The organism is Streptomyces africanus, assembly GCF_002150735.1.
GTDB lineage: Bacteria > Actinomycetota > Actinomycetes > Streptomycetales > Streptomycetaceae > Streptomyces > Streptomyces africanus.
Map to the genome: position 1 here is coordinate 1 of NZ_MUKA01000282.1, position 20734 is coordinate 20734.

Annotated in this window: 19 protein-coding genes, 1 rRNA gene and 1 riboswitch; of the genes, 13 read left to right on the forward strand and 7 right to left on the reverse strand. The window is 69.8% G+C overall.

All coding sequences use genetic code 11. The features are described 5' to 3' along the window. Positions 1 to 95: 95 nt before the first annotated feature. The 11 genes from rrf (at position 96) to CCL05_RS31275 (ending at position 10735) form a co-directional block, all read left to right on the forward strand. A 5S ribosomal RNA gene (gene rrf, locus CCL05_RS31225) occupies positions 96 to 212 on the forward strand. A gap of 109 nt (positions 213 to 321) precedes the next feature. Beyond that, on the forward strand, positions 322 to 930 hold the full coding sequence (gene clsA, locus CCL05_RS31230) for a cardiolipin synthase ClsA (RefSeq protein ID WP_086564044.1): 609 nt from the start codon (positions 322 to 324) through the stop codon (positions 928 to 930). Positions 931 to 1045: 115 nt separating this feature from the next. Beyond that, entirely contained in the window at positions 1046 to 3541 is a 2496-nt protein-coding gene (locus CCL05_RS31235) for a mannose-1-phosphate guanyltransferase (RefSeq protein WP_086564045.1), read from the forward strand. A 97-nt stretch (positions 3542 to 3638) separates the two neighbouring features. Further along, the gene (locus CCL05_RS31240) at positions 3639 to 4553 is read left to right on the forward strand and encodes a DUF881 domain-containing protein (protein ID WP_086564046.1); all 915 of its coding nucleotides are present in this window, start codon (positions 3639 to 3641) and stop codon (positions 4551 to 4553) included. Beyond that, positions 4550 to 4882 (forward strand): small basic family protein, encoded by a 333-nt coding sequence (locus CCL05_RS31245; RefSeq protein WP_003988855.1) that lies wholly within the window; start codon positions 4550 to 4552, stop codon positions 4880 to 4882. Before CCL05_RS31240 ends, CCL05_RS31245 begins: the two co-directional genes overlap by 4 nt. 5 nt (positions 4883 to 4887) lie before the next feature. Next, positions 4888 to 5838 (forward strand): DUF881 domain-containing protein, encoded by a 951-nt coding sequence (locus tag CCL05_RS31250; protein WP_244204472.1) that lies wholly within the window; start codon positions 4888 to 4890, stop codon positions 5836 to 5838. 61 nt (positions 5839 to 5899) lie between these two features. Next, on the forward strand, positions 5900 to 6853 hold the full coding sequence (locus CCL05_RS31255) for an FHA domain-containing protein (protein ID WP_086564047.1): 954 nt from the start codon (positions 5900 to 5902) through the stop codon (positions 6851 to 6853). A gap of 50 nt (positions 6854 to 6903) precedes the next feature. Continuing rightward, positions 6904 to 7638, forward strand: a complete 735-nt coding sequence (gene ftsR / locus CCL05_RS31260) for a transcriptional regulator FtsR (protein WP_086564048.1) — start codon at positions 6904 to 6906, stop codon at positions 7636 to 7638. Positions 7639 to 7722: 84 nt separating this feature from the next. Next, the gene (locus tag CCL05_RS31265; protein ID WP_003988851.1) at positions 7723 to 8196 is read left to right on the forward strand and encodes a bifunctional nuclease family protein; all 474 of its coding nucleotides are present in this window, start codon (positions 7723 to 7725) and stop codon (positions 8194 to 8196) included. Positions 8197 to 8514: 318 nt separating this feature from the next. Continuing rightward, entirely contained in the window at positions 8515 to 9198 is a 684-nt protein-coding gene (locus CCL05_RS31270; RefSeq protein WP_086564049.1) for a MerR family transcriptional regulator, read from the forward strand. A 133-nt stretch (positions 9199 to 9331) separates the two neighbouring features. Further along, positions 9332 to 10735, forward strand: a complete 1404-nt coding sequence (locus tag CCL05_RS31275; RefSeq protein WP_086564050.1) for a DNA polymerase IV — start codon at positions 9332 to 9334, stop codon at positions 10733 to 10735. A gap of 13 nt (positions 10736 to 10748) precedes the next feature. Here the strand turns inward: CCL05_RS31275 and CCL05_RS31280 are convergent, their stop codons facing one another. Continuing rightward, positions 10749 to 11123: a PRC-barrel domain-containing protein gene (locus CCL05_RS31280; RefSeq protein ID WP_086564051.1), complete on the reverse strand. Its 375-nt coding sequence runs from the start codon at positions 11121 to 11123 to the stop codon at positions 10749 to 10751. A 113-nt stretch (positions 11124 to 11236) separates the two neighbouring features. After that, positions 11237 to 11332, forward strand: a riboswitch (glycine riboswitch). 177 nt (positions 11333 to 11509) lie between these two features. On the opposite strand from CCL05_RS31280, the gene gcvP reads away from it, so the two are divergent. Next, positions 11510 to 14395 (forward strand): aminomethyl-transferring glycine dehydrogenase, encoded by a 2886-nt coding sequence (gcvP, locus tag CCL05_RS31285; RefSeq protein ID WP_086564052.1) that lies wholly within the window; start codon positions 11510 to 11512, stop codon positions 14393 to 14395. A gap of 51 nt (positions 14396 to 14446) precedes the next feature. Here gcvP and CCL05_RS31290 read toward each other — a convergent pair whose 3' ends face one another. The 5 genes from CCL05_RS31290 to CCL05_RS31310 all read right to left on the reverse strand — a co-directional run bounded on the left by CCL05_RS31290 (position 14447) and on the right by CCL05_RS31310 (position 18170). Further along, positions 14447 to 14866: a TOBE domain-containing protein gene (locus CCL05_RS31290; RefSeq protein WP_086564053.1), complete on the reverse strand. Its 420-nt coding sequence runs from the start codon at positions 14864 to 14866 to the stop codon at positions 14447 to 14449. A 26-nt stretch (positions 14867 to 14892) separates the two neighbouring features. Then, positions 14893 to 15969: an ABC transporter ATP-binding protein gene (locus CCL05_RS31295; protein ID WP_086564054.1), complete on the reverse strand. Its 1077-nt coding sequence runs from the start codon at positions 15967 to 15969 to the stop codon at positions 14893 to 14895. 17 nt (positions 15970 to 15986) lie between these two features. Then, positions 15987 to 16817, reverse strand: a complete 831-nt coding sequence (locus CCL05_RS31300) for an ABC transporter permease (RefSeq protein ID WP_086564055.1) — start codon at positions 16815 to 16817, stop codon at positions 15987 to 15989. Next, positions 16814 to 17620: a molybdate ABC transporter substrate-binding protein gene (modA, locus tag CCL05_RS31305; RefSeq protein ID WP_086564056.1), complete on the reverse strand. Its 807-nt coding sequence runs from the start codon at positions 17618 to 17620 to the stop codon at positions 16814 to 16816. Before modA ends, CCL05_RS31300 begins: the two co-directional genes overlap by 4 nt. A gap of 154 nt (positions 17621 to 17774) precedes the next feature. Next, positions 17775 to 18170 carry a TOBE domain-containing protein gene (locus tag CCL05_RS31310; RefSeq protein WP_086564057.1) on the reverse strand — a complete coding sequence of 132 codons (396 nt, stop codon included), beginning with the start codon at positions 18168 to 18170 and terminating at the stop codon, positions 17775 to 17777. A 127-nt stretch (positions 18171 to 18297) separates the two neighbouring features. Between CCL05_RS31310 and CCL05_RS31315 the strand changes: the two genes are divergently transcribed. Further along, entirely contained in the window at positions 18298 to 18894 is a 597-nt protein-coding gene (locus tag CCL05_RS31315; protein ID WP_086564058.1) for a DUF1707 SHOCT-like domain-containing protein, read from the forward strand. A gap of 1 nt (position 18895) precedes the next feature. Here CCL05_RS31315 and CCL05_RS31320 read toward each other — a convergent pair. Beyond that, positions 18896 to 20734, reverse strand: a 1839-nt coding sequence (locus CCL05_RS31320) for an APC family permease (protein ID WP_086564060.1), incomplete at its 5' end; no start/stop codon positions are given.

A 20734-nucleotide genomic window follows, 5' to 3' on the forward strand; every position in this document is an offset into this window, starting at 1 on the left:
CTTGTCCTCAGTTGCTCGCGTCCACTGTGTTGGTTCTGAAACCACGAACAGCCCCACGTTGCCACAGCGTGGTGCGGCTGACAGTTTCATAGTGTTTCGGTGGTTATAGCGTAGGGGAAACGCCCGGTTACATTCCGAACCCGGAAGCTAAGCCTTACAGCGCCGATGGTACTGCAGGGGGGACCCTGTGGGAGAGTAGGACGCCGCCGAACTCCTTTTAGAGCTCTGGCTCTTGGGCACTCAGCCCGAGAGCCAGAGCTTTTTTGCGTTGAGGTAAGGTCAGGGGGCATCGTTGGCACGTTTCCCACAGGAGGCCCCCGGGTGGAGGTTCAGGAGACTCGCGTCCAGACGGACCGTGTGCTCACCATCCCGAACATCCTCAGCATGGCGCGCCTCGTCGGCGTGCCCCTCTTCCTGTGGCTGATTCTGCGGCCTGAGTTCGGTGGGCCCAAGAGTGACGGCTGGGCACTTCTGGTACTCGCTTTCAGCGGCATCAGTGACTACCTGGACGGCAAGCTCGCCCGGCGCTGGAATCAGATCAGCAGCCTCGGCAGGCTCCTCGACCCCGCAGCCGACCGGCTCTACATTCTTTCCACTTTGGTCGGCCTCACCTGGCGCGAGATTCTTCCCCTCTGGTTGACCGCTGTACTTCTGGCGCGAGAGCTGGTTCTGCTGGTGATGGTGGGCATCCTCCGCCGGCACGGCTACCCGCCGCCCCAGGTGAACTTCCTGGGGAAGGCCGCCACCTTCAACTTGATGTATGCCTTCCCGCTGCTCCTGCTCAGTGACGGAAGTGGTTGGATCTCGTCACTGGCTGCTATTTTCGGATGGGCGTTCGCCGGATGGGGTACAACGCTGTACTGGTGGGCAGGAGTCCTCTACGTAGTACAAGTCCGCCGCCTGGTCCGTGCGGACGTCATGCCCGATTGAACTCGCGGATTGCTCCCACAGAAGCGGTGCGATGGCCCGTGGTGGAAAAGTGCGGGACAATCCTCGCGGGGGAAGTCGGCCAGACCGTCGTCTCTTTGAGGAGGACGCTTCCGACATGAAGGCCGTCGTGATGGCCGGAGGCGAGGGCACGCGCCTTCGCCCCATGACCTCGAGCATGCCCAAGCCGCTCCTGCCCGTGGCCAACCGCCCGATCATGGAGCATGTGCTGCGGCTGCTCAAAAGGCATGGGCTCAACGAAACAGTCGTAACTGTCCAGTTCCTGGCCTCGCTCGTCAAGAACTACTTCGGTGACGGCGAAGAGCTCGGTATGGAGCTCACCTATGCCAATGAGGAGAAGCCACTCGGTACCGCCGGAAGCGTCAAGAACGCCGAAGAGGCGTTGAAGGACGATGCCTTCCTGGTCATCTCGGGCGATGCGCTGACGGATTTCGATCTCACCGAGCTCATCAATTTCCACAAGGAGAAGGGTGCGCTGGTCACGGTCTGTCTGACGCGAGTGCCCAATCCGCTGGAATTCGGTATCACCATTGTCGACGAGGAAGGCAAGGTGGAGCGCTTCCTCGAGAAGCCCACCTGGGGCCAGGTCTTCTCCGACACCGTGAACACCGGCATCTACGTGATGGAGCCCGAGGTCTTCGACTACGTCGAGCCCGATGTGCCCGTCGACTGGTCCGGCGATGTCTTCCCGCAGTTGATGAAGGAAGGCAAGCCCATCTACGGCTACATCGCCGAGGGCTACTGGGAGGACGTCGGCACGCACGAGAGCTACGTGAAGGCCCAGGCCGACGTGCTGGAGGGCAAGGTCGACGTCGACATCGACGGGTTCGAGATCTCCGCCGGGGTGTGGGTCGCCGAAGGAGCCGAGGTCCATCCCGACGCCGTGCTCCGAGGGCCGCTGTACATCGGGGACTACGCCAAGGTCGAAGCCGGCGCCGAAATCCGTGAGCACACCGTCGTGGGCTCCAACGTCGTCGTCAAGAGCGGTGCTTTTCTGCATAAGGCCGTCGTCCACGACAACGTCTACGTGGGGCCCCACAGCAATCTGCGTGGCTGCGTCGTCGGAAAGAACACCGACATCATGCGCGCGGCGCGGATCGAGGACGGCGCGGTCATCGGTGATGAGTGCCTGATCGGTGAAGAATCGATCGTTCAGGGCAATGTGCGGGTCTATCCGTTCAAGACCATCGAAGCCGGTGCCTTCGTCAACACCTCCGTCATCTGGGAATCAAGGGGACAGGCGCACCTCTTCGGCGCCCGGGGTGTGTCCGGAATCCTGAACGTGGAGATCACACCGGAGCTGGCGGTACGGCTTGCCGGCGCCTATGCGACCACCCTGAAAAAGGGCTCGACCGTCACCACGGCCCGCGATCACTCGCGTGGTGCCCGCGCGCTGAAGCGAGCGGTGATCTCCGCGCTGCAGGCCAGCGCCATCGACGTACGGGACCTGGAGAACGTGCCGCTGCCCGTGGCCCGTCAGCAGACGGCGCGTGGCAGTGCGGGCGGCATCATGATCCGTACGACGCCCGGGGTGCAGGATTCCGTCGACATCATGTTCTTCGACGGGCAGGGCGCCGACCTGTCGCAGGGGAGCCAGCGGAAGCTGGACCGGGTGTTCGCGCGGCAGGAGTACCGGCGCGCGTTCCCCGGGGAGATCGGTGACCTGCACTTCCCGGCGAGTGTCTTCGACTCGTACACCGGGTCGCTGCTGCGGAACGTCGACACCACCGGGATCGCGGACTCCGGCCTGAAGGTGGTCGTGGACGCGTCCAACGGCAGTGCGGGACTCGTCCTGCCGAGTCTGCTGGGGAAGCTCGGCGTCGACTCGCTGACGATCAATCCCGGTCTCGACGAGTCCAGGCCGACGGAGACGGCCGACATGCGGCGGTCGGGGATGGTGCGTCTCGGGGAGATCGTGGCGTCCTCGGGGGCCGCGTTCGGGGTGCGGTTCGATCCCGTAGGTGAGCGGCTGTCGCTCGTCGACGAGAAGGGGCGCATCATCGAGGACGACCGTGCGCTGCTCGTGATGCTGGACCTCGTCGCCGCCGAGCGGCGCAGCGGCAGGGTCGCGCTTCCGGTGACCACGACCAGGATCGCCGAGCAGGTGGCGGCGTACCACGGGACCCAGGTCGAGTGGACGACCACGTCTCCCGACGACCTCACGCGCGTGGGTGGTGAGGAAGGGACGATCTTCGGCGGCGACGGCAAGGGCGGGTTCATCGTCCCCGAGTTCAGCAGCGTGTACGACGCCACCGCGGCCTTCGTACGGCTCATCGGGCTCGTGGCGCGGACGCAGCTCACGCTCAGCCAGATCGATGCGAGGATCCCGCGGGCGCACGTCCTGAAGCGCGACCTGGCGACTCCGTGGGCCGTCAAGGGGCTGGTGATGCGGCGGGTCGTCGAGGCGGCCGGAGACCGGTTCGTGGACACCACGGACGGCGTGCGGGTGGTGGAGACGGACGGTCGCTGGGTGATGGTGCTGCCCGACCCGGCCGAGGCCGTCACCCACCTGTGGGCCGAGGGACCGGACGATGCCTCCGCGCAGGCCCTGCTGGACGAGTGGTCGGCGGTCGTGGACAGCGCCGGCCGGTAAACGGGCTGCACGCGTGCGTGCCGGACAAGTGTCCCCAACGGGGCCTGTCCGGCACGCCGTGGGGCCGTTTCGGTGGTAGTGGCCGCGACGTGCGACGATGTGCGGCATGCCGCAGCAACCCCCCATTCGGAGCACACCGACGCGGCCCCGGCGCCCGGACGCGTCCATGTCGTTGATCACCAACGTCATGGACCACAGCCTCGACGACGGATACGCCGAGGCCGCCGCGCGGAAGAAGGCCGCGGGCGACGGTGGCATGCCGAGGACGCTCGGGGCGAAGCTGGGACTCGCTGCCGGCCTGGTACTCGCGGCCCTGGTCGTGACCGTGGGAGCGGCCCAGGCGCGTGTCGCCGCGCCGGTCGTCGCCAAGGAGCGGGAGGAACTGGTCGACCGGATCGACCGGGAGACCGAGGCGGCGGACAAGCTGGAGGACTCCGTCGACCGGTTGCGCGAGGACGTGAGCGCGCGCCAGCGGGAGGCGCTGAAGCACAGCCGTGGCAGCGCCGAGTCCGAGATCGTGGGCATCCTCTCGGGCGCTTCAGCGGTGCACGGTCCCGGTGTGAAGCTCGTGGTGAACGACGCCAAGGAAGCAGGCCCGGGCGGTGGCGAGGACCCGCGCGAGACCACCGGGTTCTCCGACACCGGCCGCGTGCGCGACCGGGACATGCAGCGCGTGGTCAACGGTCTGTGGGAGTCGGGTGCCGAGGCCGTCTCGATCAACGGGCAGCGGCTGACGGCCCTGTCCGCGATCAGGGCCGCGGGGGACGCGATACTGGTCGACAACAAGCCGCTGGTGCCGCCGTACACGGTGCTCGCGGTGGGGGACGGGCAGCGGCTGAGCACTCGGTTCCAGGACAGCGCGGACGGGCTGTATCTGAACGCGCTCCAGGAGAGTTACGGCATCAGGACAGGCATCTCCGTGGAGGACGACCTCCGGCTGCCTGCCGCGCCGAGTGTGATCGTACGTACAGCACAGCCGAGCATTGAGAAGAGCGAGAAGGGCACATCGTGATCGCCGTACTGGGCCTCGTCGTGGGAGTCGTGGCCGGCCTGTTGGTCCGGCCTGAGGTTCCGGCGGTGGTCGAGCCTTATCTGCCGATCGCTGTCGTGGCGGCGCTCGACGCCGTCTTCGGCGGCCTGCGGGCCATGCTCGACGGCATCTTCGACGACAAGGTCTTCGTGGTGTCGTTCCTGTCGAACGTGGTGGTGGCCGCGTTGATCGTGTTCCTGGGGGACAAGTTGGGCGTGGGTGCCCAGCTGTCCACCGGTGTGGTGGTCGTCCTCGGTATCCGGATCTTCTCCAACGCCGCGGCGATCCGCCGGCACGTGTTCCGGGCGTGAGGCCGATGAGCGAGCACGACGACAAGCGCCCCGAGGAGAACGGCGGCACGCGCGCGGACCAGCGTGACGGGAACGGCGAGTCCGGGAACCGGCTGCGCAAGGAACTGCCCGAGGAGGTGTCCGCGACGGTGCCGGCCGCCCAGGACGCCTCGCAACCGGAACCGGAACCGGAATCGGCACCGGAGCCCGAACCGCAGGCGGCTCCCGGGCCCGGTTCCGAGTCCGAGCCGCGGCTGACCGGTCGGCAGCGGCTGGTGCAGGGACTGTGGCCGCCGCGGGTCTCACGGGCCCAACTCATCGTCGCGCTGCTGCTGTTCGGCCTCGGCTTCGGGCTGGCCGTGCAGGTGGCCTCACACAGCGACGGTGACAGCGCGCTGCGTGGTGCGCGTCAGGAAGATCTTGTCCGGATTCTCGATGAACTGGATGACCGTACGCAGCGTCTTGAGGACGAGAAGCAGGGCCTCGAGAAGCAGCGCGACGAGCTGGAGAACAGCTCGGACCAGGCCGAGGAGGCCCGGAAGCAGACCGTCGAGAAGGAGAGGCAACTCGGCATCCTGGCCGGCACCGTGGCCGCGCAGGGGCCCGGCATCACCATGACCATCGAGGACACCAAGGGGACCGTCGAGGCGGACATGCTGCTCGACGCGGTCCAGGAGCTGCGCGCGGCGGGTGCCGAGGCGATACAGGTGAACGGCGTGCGGGTCGTCGCAGGCACGTATCTGACGGATTCCGGCAAGGGCGTGAGCGTCGACGGGAACAAGATCAACGCGCCCTATCGTTTCAAGGTCATCGGCAAGCCGCAGGATCTCGAGCCGGCGCTCAACATCCCCGGAGGCGTGGTGCAGACTCTCGAGAAGGAACAGGCCACGGTCACCATCGAGCGGTCGACCAAGATCGTCGTGGACGCCTTGCGGGCGGTGAAGCGGCCTGACTACGCTCGGTCGTCCTCCCAGTGAACCGGGGGTGCATGGGCGAGGTCGGGCGAGGGCATGAGGTTGCGGGGGGTCGGCGCACCGAATGGGTGGTGCGTGGTGGAAACTGTCTGGTGCAGACGGACGTTGTCAGGATGTCCGGGTCGGCCAGAGTGTTCAGTCAGGGTTCGTCCTGCCCCACGGGCGGGTCTGTTTCGGTCAAGGGGAATCGCCCGTGAAGTTGTTTGCGAAGTTGTTCGGCAAGAGCGCGCGAGAGAGCAGCGACAACGCGACCGCTCGCCATCGCGCACAGCCTGACGCGGAAGGCCAGCGGCCGCTGTTCCGGGACCAGGTCGGTGGCCCGGGCGGTGACGTTTCCGGAGGTCAGGGCGCGCCGTCGGTTGACCCTGCGCAGTCCGGCGGCATAGGTTTCGGGCAACCGTCAACCTCAAGTGCGGGTGGAGGGTTTTCCGACCCGTATGCGTCCAATGCCCCTGGTGGGCAGCCGCGGCAGGAGGATCCGATGTCGGCCCTGGTGTGTACGAGGTGCGGTAACCGCAACGCGGAGAACAGCCGATTCTGCTCCAACTGCGGCGCGCCGCTGCGGGCGGGGGCTGCGGCGGAGCGTCCGTCCGAGACGACCTCCACGATCTCCATTTCCGGTCTCGAGGCCTACGACAGCGAGACCACCGGCCAGACGCCGATGCCGACGCTGTCTCCCGAGGCGCAGGCGGCCGTCGACGCGCTGCCGCTGGGTTCCGCGCTCCTGGTCGTGCGCCGCGGGCCGAACTCGGGCAGCCGCTTCCTGCTGGACGGTGATCTGACCACGGCCGGGCGTCATCCGCAGAGCGACATCTTCCTGGACGACGTGACGGTCTCCCGGCGCCATGTGGAGTTCCGCCGAGGTCAGGACGGCTCGTTCACGGTGGCCGACGTGGGCAGCCTGAACGGCACGTATGTGAACCGCGAGCGGATCGACCAGGTCGCCCTGAACAACGGCGACGAGGTGCAGATCGGCAAGTACCGGCTGGTCTTCTACGCCAGCCAGCGGGGCTACTGACCGGTCCGTCCGGGGAACCCCTGCGAAGGTCCGTCCGTCAGGGAAGGTCCATGCTTCAAACACCGAGCGGCGGTGCCGGACACGGCGCCGCCGCCACGGACAGGCTGATGAGCATCGGCACGGTGCTGAACGTGCTGCGCGACGAGTTCCCCGAGGTCACGATCTCCAAGATCCGTTTCCTGGAGGCGGAGGGGCTCATCGAGCCACAGCGGACCCCGTCGGGGTATCGCAAGTTCAGCGCCCATGACGTCGAGCGCCTCGGCCATGTCCTGAGGATGCAGCGGGACCACTATCTGCCCCTGAAGGTGATCCGCGAGCATCTGGAGGCCATGGAGCGAGGCGAGGCCGTCCAGCTGCCGACGCTGGGCCGCCAGCGCGACGGCGAGAGCGTGCCCGAGACCCCCGAGGCGCCCACAGCGGCCAGGATCGGGCGTGAGGAGCTCCTCGCGGCCGCCGGCGTCGGCGAGGAGGAACTCGGGGAGTGGGAGTCGTACGGGCTCGTCACGCCCCTGGAGGACGGGGTGTACGACGCTGAGGCGGTCACGGTGGCCGCGCTGATCGCCGAGCTGGGGCGGTTCGGGATCGAGCCGCGGCACCTGCGGGTGATGAAGGCGGCCGCCGACCGCGAGGCCGGGCTCGTGGACCAGGTGGTGGCCCCGCTGAAGCGGCACCGGAACCCGCAGACCAGGGCTCATGCGGAGGCCCGCACCAAGGAGCTGGCGGGGCTCACGGTGAGGCTGCACGCCGCGTTGGTGCAGACGGCGCTCGGGGTGCGGCTGCCCTGAGCCGACCGGTAGTGGGCGACCGGAAGAGGCGCCCGTTCCCGGCCCGACTACCCAAACATCCCGAGCACGGCCTAGGGTTGCTGTGTGAACGAGCTCGATGTCGTAGGTGTCCGGGTGGAAATGCCCTCCAACCAACCGATCGTGCTGCTGCGTGAAGTGGGAGGCGACCGTTACCTCCCCATTTGGATCGGACCGGGGGAGGCGACGGCGATCGCCTTCGCCCAGCAGGGCATGGCTCCGGCGCGGCCGCTGACCCACGACCTGTTCAAGGACGTGCTGGAGGCCGTCGGCCAGGAGCTCACGGAAGTGCGCATCACGGACCTGCGTGAGGGCGTCTTCTACGCGGAGCTGGTCTTCGCCAGCGGCGTCGAGGTGAGCGCCCGCCCGTCCGACGCCATAGCGCTGGCCCTGCGCACCGGAACGCCGATCTACGGCAGTGACACGGTGCTCGACGACGCCGGTATCGCGATCCCGGACGAGCAGGAGGACGAGGTGGAGAAGTTCCGCGAGTTCCTCGACCAGATCTCCCCGGAGGACTTCGGCAGCAGCAGTCAGTGAACTCCGGATTCCGGTGAGAGCCGGATGACGGGGAGTGCCAGAAGCCAGTGAGGCGTGTGTGGGGCGGCCCGGCGGACGATGTGGTCCGCGGCAGGGTCGCCCGCCGTATGTGTGACGGGCGAAATGCCCGCATGTGCCGGAGGTGGCTGCGAGCGTCACCCGGCCCGCATCGGGGCATTCGGCTAGCCTTTCCCCGCGGTGGGGCACGGGAAACCACTCTTAGGGTGATTATCACTCGGCGTGGCGAGTGTGGCGATCGTTGACGCACCCCGGGTGACTGCCTACCGTCGAGAAGGCAGGTCAAGGACGGAGGTCGGCGTGAGAAGCAGCGGCGACGGTACGGCTGGGGGTGGCCCCGAGCGCAGTCTCAGGGCGAGCGGTCCGTACCCTCCCCCGGGCTCACGGCTCCGCCCGAGCGGGGCATGTCCCCAGCCCGGCGACGTGGCTGATCACGTTCCGCAGCGACCGACGGCTGTGCCGAGCAGCGGAGGGACGACGTCCATGGCGTCCGAGCAGATCGGCTATCGCGGCCCCACGGCCTGCGCGGCCGCCGGTATCACCTACCGGCAGCTGGACTACTGGGCCCGCACCGGGCTCGTCGAGCCGAGTGTGCGCCCCGCCTACGGGTCCGGGACGCAGCGGCTGTACAGCTTCCGGGACGTCGTCGTCCTGAAGATCGTCAAGCGCTTCCTCGACACCGGGGTGTCGCTCCAGAACATCCGCACGGCCGTCCAGCACCTCAGGGAACGCGGTTTCCGTGACCTTGAGCGGATGACGCTGATGAGTGACGGAGCGACGGTCTACGAGTGCACCTCGCCGGACGAGGTCCACGCGCTGCTCCAAGGAGGGCAGGGCGTCTTCGGGATCGCAGTGGGCGTGGTGTGGCGGGATGTCGAGAGCGCGCTGTCCCAGCTGCACGGGGAGCGGATCGACACCGGCGAGACCTTGGTCGGGCCCAACCCGGCGGACGAGCTGGCGCGGCGGCGGAACCGGGCCGTCTGAGCCGTCCGGCAGCGCGGTGCCCCCAGGTCATTCCAAGGCGGGACGTTTCCGCGCCGGGCTGCAAGCGGTTTCCCCCGGGGCGTCGGGGCGGTTGTCCGGGGCGTTGTCAGTGGCGTAGGGCAGCATCGGAGATGTGAGAACCGCGCCCACGATCCTGCATCTCGACATGGATGCCTTCTTCGCCTCGGTGGAGCAGGCGTCCAAGCCGAGTCTGCGTGGGAAGGCCGTCGTCGTGGGCGGGCTCGGGCCGCGGGGCGTCGTGGCCACGGCGTCGTACGAGGCCAGGGTCTTCGGTGTGCATTCGGCGATGCCGATGGGGCAGGCCCGGCGGCTCGCGCCCAACGCCGCGTACCTCGTGCCGCGCTTCGGGTTCTACAAGGCGATCAGCGAGCGGGTGATGGAGCTGCTGCGGGCGCTCTCGCCGTTGGTGGAGCCGCTGAGCCTGGACGAGGCGTTCGTGGACCTGGAGGCCGGGGGAGCGGCCTGGGACGAGCAGTCGGCGCGGCTGGTCGGGGCACAGCTGCGCGCGGACATACGGGCCGTCACCGGGCTCACGGGGTCGGTCGGGCTCGCCGCCTCCAAGATGCTCGCGAAGATCGCCTCGGAGCAGGCCAAGCCCGACGGGCTGGTGGTGATCGAGCCGGGGACCGAGCGGGCGATGCTCGGGCCGATGTCGGTGCGGACACTGCCGGGGGTCGGGCCGGCGACGGGCGACCACCTGCGGCGGGCCGGGATCACCACGATCGAGGAGATCGTCGAGGCGGGCGAGGACGAGATGGTCCGGCTGCTGGGAAAGTCGCATGGGCAGGGGCTCTACGCCATGGCGCTGGCGCGGGACGACCGGCCTGTCGTGGCGGAGCGGGAGGCGAAGTCGGTGTCGGTCGAGGACACCTATGACGTGGACATCCACGACCGGGTGCGGGTGGGCCTGGAGGTGCAGCGACTGGCCGACCGGTGCGTGCGACGGCTGCGCGGGGCCGGGCTGTCCGGGCGGACGATCGTGCTGAAGGTGCGGCGGTACGACTTCTCGACGCTCACGCGGTCGGAGACGCTGCGCGGGCCGACGGACGATGCCGGGGTGATCCGCGAGGCGGCGGCCCGGCTGCTCGACTCGGTCGACACCACGGGCGGTGTGCGGCTGCTCGGGGTGGGCGTCAGCGGGCTCGCCGACTACACGCAGGAGGATCTCTTCGCGCAGGCGGCGGGGGAACGGACGGAGGCAGAGGGCCCCCTCGAGGAGGACGCCGTGGCGCCGGCCGAGGAGCAGCCGGCGCTCGCCGAGCGACGGTGGGCCGCCGGGCATGACGTACGGCACGCCGTGTTCGGGCACGGGTGGGTGCAGGGCAGCGGTCTGGGGCGGGTCACGGTGCGGTTCGAGACGCCCGGCTCCGAGCCCGGGCGGGTGCGGACCTTCCGGGTCGGCGATCCGGACCTGGAGCCGGCGGATCCGTTGCCGCTGGTTTTATCGAGACACAAGGAGAGCCGTGGACCGGAGGGCGGGGCCGGAGCTGTGGGGATGCGGTCCCCTGCCCCGTAGGGCTTGCCGGGCTTCAGGCCGTCTCGTCCGTGCCCGCCAGCTTGCCGAAGTGGTGGTCGGGGAGCGGGGGAGGTGCGGCGACGTCGAGGCCGTAGTGGTGGTAGAGCTGCAGTTCTTGTTCCGGGGAGAGGTGGCGGCCCACGCCGAAGTCGGGGGCGTCCTTGATCAGGGCGCGGTCGAAGGGCACGTGGAGGGCGCCGTCGATCAGTTCACTGGGTTCGAGGGGGACGAAAGCGTCCCTGCTGAACAGGCCCGTCCGTATGGCCGCCCACTCCGGCTCGCCGGTGGCGTCGTCGAGGTAGACCTCGTCGATCGTGCCGATCCTGGTTCCGTTGCGGTCGAACGCCTTGCGGCCGATCAGATGGCGTGGATCGATATCGGTTCGCACGGGCCCTCCACGTGGTCGCAACTCATCCGTAAGCACTACAAAACGGCACAATCGGAGAGGCGGCCACTCGAAGGTTCGTGCGTGGACCGCGCTGGTAGGCTGGCAGCGGCTGCTGACCCCGTGCGGGAGAGTCCTCCAGACACCATCGGAGGCGCCGAAGGAGCAAATCCTCCCCGGAATCTCTCAGGCCCACGTACCGCACGGACGAGGTCACTCTGGAAAGCAGGGCGGGTGTCGACGGCTTCCGCTCTCACCGACGGTGAAAACCGGAGGCCTTCGGGCGATCCGGTGAAGCTCTCAGGTTGAGATGACAGAGGGGGAGGCCGTCCGGGTACCCGTGCCGTGGTGCCCCTCGAAGGTCGTGTCAGACCAGGAGGCCTCCGCAAATGACCGCCCATCGCATCCCGCTCTCCGAACTCGAAGAGGCAGTTCCCTTCGAGCAGCGTCACATCGGCCCCGACCACGAGGCCCGCGCCAAGATGCTCGCGCAGGTCGGCTACGGCTCGCTGGACGAGCTCACGGCCGCCGCCGTCCCGGCCGTGATCAAGAGTGCCGAGGCGCTGGACCTGCCGGGCGCCCGCAGCGAGGCCGAGGTGATCGCCGAGCTGCGCTCCCTCGCCGACCGCAACCAGGTCCTCGACTCCATGATCGGGCTCGGGTACTACGGCACCTTCACGCCGCCCGTCATCATGCGCAACGTCATGGAGAACCCGGCCTGGTACACGGCCTACACGCCGTACCAGCCGGAGATCTCACAGGGGCGGCTCGAGGCGCTGCTCAACTTCCAGACCATGGTCGCCGACCTCACCGGACTGCCCACCTCCGGAGCCTCCCTGCTCGACGAGGGCACCGCGGCCGCCGAGGCCATGGCGCTCTCGCGGCGCCTCGGCAAGAACAAGAAGGGCCTCTTCCTGGTCGACGCGGACGCGCTGCCGCAGACCATCGCCGTGATCCGGACCCGGGCCGAGCCGACCGGCGTCGAGGTCGTCGTCGCCGACCTCGGCGAGGGCATTCCCGCCGAGATCGCCGAACGCGAGATCAACGGCGTGCTGATCCAGTACCCGGGCGCCTCCGGAGCCGTACGCGACATCAAGCCGGTCATCGACCAGGCCCACGAACTCGGGGCGCTCGTCACCGTCGCCGCCGATCTGCTCGCGCTGGCGCTGCTGAAGTCGCCCGGTGAGCTCGGCGCGGACATCGCCGTCGGGACGACGCAGCGTTTCGGTGTGCCGATGGGCTTCGGCGGCCCGCACGCCGGTTACATGGCGGTCCAGGACAAGATGGCGCGCAGCCTGCCCGGGCGGCTCGTCGGCGTGTCCGTGGACGCCGACGGGAACAAGGCCTACCGGCTGGCGCTCCAGACGCGTGAGCAGCACATCCGCCGCGAGAAGGCCACCAGCAACATCTGCACCGCCCAGGTGCTGCTCGCCGTCATGGCCGGCATGTACGCCGTCTACCACGGGCCGGAGGGCCTCAAGGGCATCGCGCGGCGCACCCACCGGTACGCCACGGTGCTCGCCGCCGGCCTCGCGAACGGCGGGGTCGAGGTCGTGCACGGGTCCTACTTCGACACGCTGACCGTGCGCGTCGAGGGCCGGGCCGCCGATGTCGTGGCCGCCGCGCGGGAGAACGGGGTCAACCTCCGTCTCGTCGACGCCGACCACGTCTCGATCGCCTGCGACGAGACCACGACGCGGATCCAGCTGCGTGCCGTATGGGCCGCCTTCGGGGTCGACGGTGTCATCGAGGCGCTGGACGCGGCCACGGCGGACGGGCTTCCGGACGCTCTGCGGCGGACCGACGAGTACCTGACGCACCCCGTCTTCCACCAGCACCGCTCCGAGACCGCCATGCTGCGCTACCTGCGCCGGCTGGCCGACCGCGACTACGCGCTCGACCGGGGCATGATCCCGCTGGGCTCCTGCACCATGAAGCTCAACGCGACCACGGAGATGGAGCCGGTCACCTGGCCCGAGTTCGGGCAGCTGCACCCCTTCGCGCCCGCCGAGCAGGCCGGGGGTTACCTCACGCTCATCCGGGAGCTGGAGGACCGTCTCGCCGAGGTGACCGGGTACGACAAGGTGTCCCTCCAGCCGAACGCCGGGTCGCAGGGCGAGCTGGCCGGTCTGCTCGCCGTCCGCGGGTATCACCGGGCCAACGGGGACGAGCAGCGGACCGTGTGCCTGATCCCGTCGTCCGCGCACGGGACCAACGCCGCGAGCGCGGTGATGGCGGGCATGAAGGTCGTCGTCGTGAAGACCGCCGACGACGGTGAGATCGACGTCGAGGACCTGCGGGCCAAGATCGAGCAGTACCGCGACGAGCTGGCGGTGCTGATGATCACGTACCCGTCCACGCACGGCGTGTTCGAGGAGCACGTCTCCGAGATCTGCGGCCAGGTGCACGAGGCGGGCGGTCAGGTCTACGTCGACGGGGCCAACCTCAACGCGCTCGTGGGGCTCGCCAAGCCGGGGCACTTCGGCGGTGACGTCTCGCACCTGAACCTGCACAAGACCTTCTGCATCCCGCACGGCGGCGGCGGTCCCGGCGTCGGTCCGGTGGCGGTGCGGGAGCACCTCGCGCCGTACCTGCCGAACCACCCGCTCCAGCCCGAGGCGGGCCCGGAGACGGGGGTCGGACCCATCTCCGCGGCGCCGTGGGGCTCCGCCGGCATCCTGCCGATCTCCTGGGCGTACGTCCGGCTCATGGGCGGCGAGGGGCTGAAGCGGGCCACGCAGGTGGCGGTGCTCAGTGCCAACTACATCGCCAAGCGCCTGGAGCCGCACTACCCTGTGCTCTACACCGGCCCCGGCGGGCTGGTCGCGCACGAGTGCATCATCGACCTGCGGCCGCTGACCAAGGCGACCGGGGTGAGCGTCGACGATGTGGCCAAGCGGCTGATCGACTACGGCTTCCACGCGCCGACGATGTCGTTCCCGGTGGCCGGGACGCTGATGATCGAGCCGACCGAGTCGGAGGACCTGGCCGAGCTGGATCGGTTCTGCGAGGCGATGATCGCCATCCGTGCGGAGATCGAGAAGGTCGGCTCCGGCGTGTGGCCCGCGGACGACAACCCGCTGCGGGGCGCCCCGCACACCGCCGGGACGCTCGCAGGGGAGTGGGAGCACGCCTACAGCCGTGAGGAGGCCGTCTTCCCGGCCGGGGTCTCGGTCGCCGACAAGTACTGGCCGCCGGTGCGCCGCATCGACCAGGCCTTCGGCGACCGGAACCTGGTCTGCTCCTGCCCGCCGCTGGACGCGTACCAGGACTGACCGGCCGGATCGGTCGCAGGGGAGGGGCTCCGCGGTGCGGGGCCCCTCCCGTCATCCGGCGGCGAGGGACACCTCGGTCGACTTGATCAGGGCGACGACGGGGGTTCCGGCCGACAGGGCGAGGTCGTCCACTGCGTCCCTGGTGATCGCGGCGGTCAGTTCGCCTCCCTCGACGGTGACGCGCACGGACGCCATCGCGTCGCCGGTGGTGATGTCCGTGACCGTCCCGGGGAGCCGGTTGCGGATGGAGAGGCCCTCGACGGGGGCGGTGGCCAGCGATACCTCCGTCGACTTCACCAGGGCGCGCACGGCGGTGCCCGGTGTGAGACCGAGGTCGTCGGCCGCCTCACGGGTGATCGCCGCGGTGAGGGCCTGACCGCCGGTGAGGCGGATCCTGACCGTCGCCATGGCCTCGCCCGGCGTGACGGCGGTGACGGTGCCGGGAAGCTGGTTGCGGATGCTCAGGCTCATGGGTGCACGGTAGCCCGCCGAGTTCCTCATGCCGGGTATGCGTGTGTCTGCGTCGCCTTGACCGCCGCCCATACCGGGGCGCCGGGATGCAGGTCGAGTTCGGCCGCGGCGACCGTGGTGAGGTCGGCGGTCAGGGCGAGTGCGCCGGTGAGGTCCGCGCGGATCTGGTCGCCGTGCGTCTCCAGCCCGGCGACCTCGCAGCGCCACAGGTTGCGGGCGCTGGAGCCGCTGGGGCGTTCCCGGTACAGCGTCACGGCGCCGGGCGGGAACGCCACGAAGGCCGGGCCGGAGAGCTCTTCCGTGGTCGTGATGGCCGGGCCCGCGTCGAGCCGGACGGTGTGGCCCTCGGCGCGTCCCCGGTAGAGGTTGAGGCCGACGAGCCGGGCGATGTAGTCCGTGCGGGGGTGGCGGGCGATGTGGGAGGGCGTGCCCTCCTGGACGACGTGGCCGTGCTCGATCACGACCAGGCGGTCGGCCAGCACCATGGCGTCCAGCGGGTCGTGCGTGACGAGGACGGCCACGGCCTCGAACTCGGCGAGATGGCGCCGGAGCTGGGCGCGCACCTCCAGGCGGGTGCGGGCGTCGAGCGCGGCGAGGGGTTCGTCCAGGAGCAGCAGCCGGGGCCGGGTGGCCAGGGCCCGGGCCACGGCCACGCGCTGGGCCTGGCCTCCCGACAGGCGGCGGGGCTTGGCGCCGGCGTGGTCGGCCAGGCCCATCCGGTCCAGCCAGTCGGCGGCCTGGGCACGGGCCTCGGCCTTGCCGGCGCCCCGGCAGCGCGGCCCGAAGGCGACGTTGTCCAGGGCGGTCAGATGCGGGAAGAGCAGGTAGTCCTGGAAGACGACACCGACCGGGCGGGACTCGGGCGGCGTGGCGTCCAGCGGGGTGCCGTCCAGCCGCAGGTGACCCGACGTGAGAGGGGTGAGCCCCGCCAGGGCGCGCAGGGCGGTGGTCTTGCCGGCGCCGTTCGGGCCGAGCAGGGCCACGACCTCCCCCGGGGCGGCGGTGAGCGTGATGTCGAGGCGGAAGGTGCCGCGCTGCACGACGAGGCGGGCGTCGAGGCCTTCGGCGAGGACGCCGGTCGTGGTGTCGTCGAGGTCGGTCATATGCGTTCGTCCAGGGGTCAGGAGGCCGTCATCCAGCGGTCGCGCAGGGCCGCCAGGACCGCGATGGACACCGCCAGCAGGACCAGGCTGAGGGCGATCGCCGCAGCCGGGTCGTTCTGGAGGGCCAGGTAGACCGCCAGCGGCATGGTCTGGGTGCGGCCCGGGAAATTGCCCGCGAAGGTGATCGTCGCGCCGAACTCGCCCAGGGCCCGGGCCCAGGCCAGTACGGCTCCGGCCGCGATGCCCGGTGCGATCAGCGGCAGGGTGACCCGGCGGAACGCGGTGAAGCGGGAGGCGCCCAGGGTCGTGGCCGCCTCCTCGTAGCGCGGGTCGGCGGCCCGCAGGGTGCCCTCCACGCTGATGACGAGGAACGGCATCGCCACGAACGTCTCGGCGAGGACGACACCCGTCGTGGTGAACGGCAGGGTGATCCCGAACCAGGAGTCCAGCCACTGCCCGATGACGCCATTGCGCCCGAAGGCGAGCAGCAGGGCCACACCGCCCACCACCGGCGGCAGCACCAACGGCAGCGTCACCAGGGCCCGTACGAGACCCCGGCCGGGAAACCGCGTGCGGGCCAGCAGCCAGGCCAGGGGCACGCCGACGACCAGGCTCAGGCCGGTCGCCGCCGTGGCGCAGACGAGCGACAGCCGGAGGGCCTCCCACACCTCGGCGCTCGTCAGCTGCTCGGGGAGGCTGCGCCAGGGCGCCCGCACGAGCAGGGCGATCAGGGGCAGGAGCAGGAACGCCAGGCCGATCAGAGCGGGCACCAGCAGGGGCACCGGCACCGACCGGGTCCTGCCGCGGTGGCGATCGCGGCGGGGCCGGCTTTCCCGTGTATCGGTCACGGCTTGAGGAACCCGGCCCCGGACAGTGCCTTCCGGCCCTCGGTGGACCGCACCAGTGCGACGAAAGCCTTCGCCGCCTTGGGGTTGGGGGCGTTCTCGAGCAGGGCGATCGGATAGTCGTTGACGGCCTGGGCCGACTCGGGGAAGTCCACGCCCGCCACCTTGTCACCCGCCGCCCGCACGTCGGTCCGGTAGACGACGGCGGCGTCGGCCTCCTTCAGCTCGACCTTCGTCAGGGCGCTCTTGACGTCCTGTTCGTACGAGACGGGAGTGAGCGTCAGGCCGCCAGCGTCCAGGGCCTTCTGGGCGGCGGCACCGCACGGCACGGTCTTGTCGCACAGGACGACCTTCAGGCCCGGCTTGGTGAGGTCCTTCAGGGAGGAGATGTGGTCGGGGTTGCCGGGCGGCGTGGCGATCTCCAGCCGGTTGCGGACGAAGGTGACCGGCGTGCCCGCTGCGTCCTGCTGGTCCGTCACGGTCGCCATGGTCTTGGGGCTGGCGGCGGCGAAGACATCGGCCGGGGCGCCGCTGGTGATGCTGGCGGCGAGGGTGTCGCTGCCGCCGAAGTTGAAGGTGACCTTCGTGCCGGGGTGCTGCTTCTCGAACGTCTTGCCCAGGGCCTCGAAGCTCTCCTTCAGTGAGGCGGCGGCGAAGACGGTGACCGTGCCGGAGGGTTTCGCCGGGGAGGAGCCTTTGTCCGAGCCCGTGCCGGACGAGGAGCAGGCGCTCAGCGTCAGCAGTGCGGCTGCGGACGCACCGGCGACCTGGAGGGTCCGGCGTGGCCGGTGTGCGGAACGGGTCATCTGGGGGCCACTCCCTCGGTGTGCGGGGGAGGAACCCGCAGGGCTCCTCCGATACGCCGATCATACTGGCGCATCTGCGAGGGGAAAGTGTGCTGTGGCTTCGCATGAGCCAGGGCGAGCGGGCCAGGGGGTGTGTATGTGCGTTTCTACGGCCTCAGACCCGGTCGATATGGACGTTCGTCGACTTCACGCGGGCCGTCGCCTCCATGCCGACCTCCAGGCCCAGTTCCTCGACGGCCTCGCGGGTGAGCAGGGAGACGAGGCGGTGCGGGCCGGCCTGGATCTCCACCTGGGCGGCGACGTCACCGAGCTTGATCGCGGTGACGATGCCGGGGAAGGCGTTGCGGGCCGAGGTGTACGGGGTGTCCTCCTCGGCGGTGCCGGACTTGGCGAGTTCGACGGAGAACGCGGCCAGGTCCCGTCCGTCGACGAGCCGCCGCCCGGCCTCGTCGCGGTGGGTGGTGATGCGGCCCGCGTCCGCCCAGCGCCGGGCGGTGTCCGGGCTCACGCCGAGCAGTCGTGCTGCCTGGCCGATCGTGTAGGACTGCATGCCGGTCACGATAGGGCGCGCGGCGGGAACGGCGGATGCGGGGTTGGCCGTTGGGTATAACGCGATATAGCGTTAGTCGTCGAATGGGCGGGCCGGATGCCGTGCCCGGGGAGATCGGGGTGATGTGATGGCGGGGGACCTCTCGCGTACCGGTGGATCGCCCGAGGTGAGGGCCTCGCATGCGGATCGGGACCGGGTGGTGGACGTGCTGCGCGTCGCCGCGGGTGACGGCCGGCTGACCTTGGAGGAGCTCGACGAGCGCCTGGAGGCCGCGCTGTCCGCCCGTACGGTGGGCGAGCTCGCCGTGCTGACCGCGGATCTGCCCGACGGATCGGGCGGGACCGGCGTCGAGGCGCAGGAGGTCGTCCGGATCGAGCAGGAGGGGTCCTCGACCCGGCGCGGTGACGGCTGGGTGGTGCCGCGGCGGCTGGAGATCCGGTCGGCGTGGGGCGAGGTGACGCTCGACTTCACCGACGCGGTGATCACCGAGGACAGGCTGGACATCGACCTGGACATGCGGGCCTGCTCCCTGAAGCTGCTGACCCGGCCGGGGGTCGTGGTGGACACCGGCGGGCTGGTGACGAACTACTCCCAGATCAAGGCACGTGGGGCGGCCGAAGCCCCGGTCGTGCTGCGTGTGCGGATCACCGGCGAGATCAACTACGGGCAGATCGTGGTGCGTCCGCCCCGCCGTGGCTTCGGCCGGCGCAGACCCAAGGGCTGACTCAGCCCACGTGTACCTTCGGCCGCCGCTTGCGGTCCGGTTCCGCCTCGCGCAGGACCTCGCGGGTCACCGGGGCGACCTCGCCCTGGCCGAAGAGGAAGAAGCGCAGGAGGTTGGCGAAGGGGCCCCCTTCGGTCCACTCGAAGTAGATGTGCGGGGTGCGGCCGGTCAGGTCGCGGGCGTACAGCAGGAGCGCGGCCAGGGCGTTGGGGACGGAGGAGGACTCCAGGGTCAGGACGCGGTAGCGGTCGTGGAGCACCTCGCCGCGCACGGTCAGGCCCGCCTCGAACTCGGACGGGTCGGTGACCGTCACCTCGACGAAGACGAAGTCCTCCTGCCCGGGTACGTCGTTGTCGTACCGGATCTGCTCGATCTTGTCGCGGTACTCCGCGATGTCGCGCCGGTCGGGCTCGTTGGCGATGAACCGCATCCGGCGGCTGGCCATGTCCCGGATGAAGCGGGCCGCCATGTCGTCCAGCGTCACGCCGGTCACGCGGAGCTCGAACGACCGGGCCAGCCGGGACAGCAGGGAGACCAGGATGATGCCGGCGATGAAGCAGGCGCCGATCTTCACGCCGTCCGGGCGCTCGATGACGTTGGCGACGGTCGTGTAGAGGAACACCGCGGAGATGACCGCGAAGGCGACGGTCCAGTTCCGCTGCCGGGCCTTGCGGGCGGCGATGGTCACGGCGATCGCGGCGGAGCTGATCAGGACCAGCACACCGGTTGCGTAGGCGCCGCCCTGCGCGTTGACGTCCGCGTCGAAGATCCAGGTGACGAGGAAGGCGATCAGTGTGAAGACGATGACCATGGGGCGGACGGCCCTGGCCCAGTGCGGGGCCATGCCGTAGCGGGGGAGGTAGCGCGGCATCAGATTGAGCAGGCCGGCCATCGCGGAGGCGCCGGCGAACCACAGGATGGCGATCGTCGAGGCGTCGTAGACGGTGCCGAAGGTGTTGCCCAGGTAGTCGTGCGCCAGATAGGCCAGTGCGCGCCCGTTGGCCTGGCCGCCCGGCTCGAACTCCTTCTCGGGGATGAGGAGGGTGGTGATGAAACTGGTGGTGATCAGGAAGCCGCTCATGACGAGGGCGGCCGTGGTGAGCAGCTTCTTCGTGTCGCGGATGCGGCCGGCCGGCCGTTCCTCCGTGTCGTCCGGGTCGCCCTTGACGTGCGGCATCACGGCCACGCCGGTCTCGAACCCGGAGAGGCCGAGCGCCAGCTTCGGGAAGACGAGCAGGGCCACGCCGACCATGACGAGGACATTGCCGTGCTGGGTGGTGAGGGCGCCGGCCCAGTCGGTGACCACATGGCCGGCGGTGACCACGTGGTAGACGCCGGCGACCACCACGACCACGTTGAGCGCCAGGTAGGCGCCCACCAGGGCGACCGCAACGCCGATCGCCTCCAGGAAGCCCTTGAGGAACACCGCGCCGAGCAGCGCCACGAGGACGAGCGTGATCAGCATCTGCTGGTCGTGCAGGACGCCGGTCAGGTGCGGGTTCTCCACGAGGTGGGTGGAGGCGTCGGCGGCCGACAGGGTGATGGTGATCAGGAAGTCGGTGGCGGCGAAGCCCAGCAGGGTCAGCACGAACAGCTTGCCCTGCCAGAAGGAGAGCAGCCGCTCCAGCATCGCGATCGAGCCCTCGCCGTGCGGGCTCTCCTCGGCCACCCGGCGGTAGACCGGCAGGGCGCCCGCCAGGGTGACGATCACCAGCACGATCGTCGCGACCGGCGACAGCAGTCCGGCGGCGAGCGCCGCGATGCCCGGCTGGTAGCCGAGGGTGGAGAAGTAGTCGACGCCGGTCAGGCACATCACCCGCCACCAGGGCCGGCCCTGGTG

Coding starts and splice junctions, on each gene's coding strand:
- CCL05_RS31235 (WP_086564045.1), top strand. CDS start 1,046: ATGAAGGCCGTCGTGATGGCCGGAGGCGAGGGCACGCGCCTTCGCCCC.
- CCL05_RS31240 (WP_086564046.1), top strand. CDS start 3,639: ATGTGCGGCATGCCGCAGCAACCCCCCATTCGGAGCACACCGACGCGG.
- CCL05_RS31250 (WP_244204472.1), top strand. CDS start 4,888: ATGAGCGAGCACGACGACAAGCGCCCCGAGGAGAACGGCGGCACGCGC.
- CCL05_RS31255 (WP_086564047.1), top strand. CDS start 5,900: ATGGGTGGTGCGTGGTGGAAACTGTCTGGTGCAGACGGACGTTGTCAG.
- ftsR (WP_086564048.1), top strand. CDS start 6,904: ATGCTTCAAACACCGAGCGGCGGTGCCGGACACGGCGCCGCCGCCACG.
- gcvP (WP_086564052.1), top strand. CDS start 11,510: ATGACCGCCCATCGCATCCCGCTCTCCGAACTCGAAGAGGCAGTTCCC.
- CCL05_RS31290 (WP_086564053.1), bottom strand. CDS start 14,866: ATGAGCCTGAGCATCCGCAACCAGCTTCCCGGCACCGTCACCGCCGTC.
- CCL05_RS31295 (WP_086564054.1), bottom strand. CDS start 15,969: ATGACCGACCTCGACGACACCACGACCGGCGTCCTCGCCGAAGGCCTC.
- modA (WP_086564056.1), bottom strand. CDS start 17,620: ATGACCCGTTCCGCACACCGGCCACGCCGGACCCTCCAGGTCGCCGGT.
- CCL05_RS31310 (WP_086564057.1), bottom strand. CDS start 18,170: ATGCAGTCCTACACGATCGGCCAGGCAGCACGACTGCTCGGCGTGAGC.
- CCL05_RS31315 (WP_086564058.1), top strand. CDS start 18,298: ATGGCGGGGGACCTCTCGCGTACCGGTGGATCGCCCGAGGTGAGGGCC.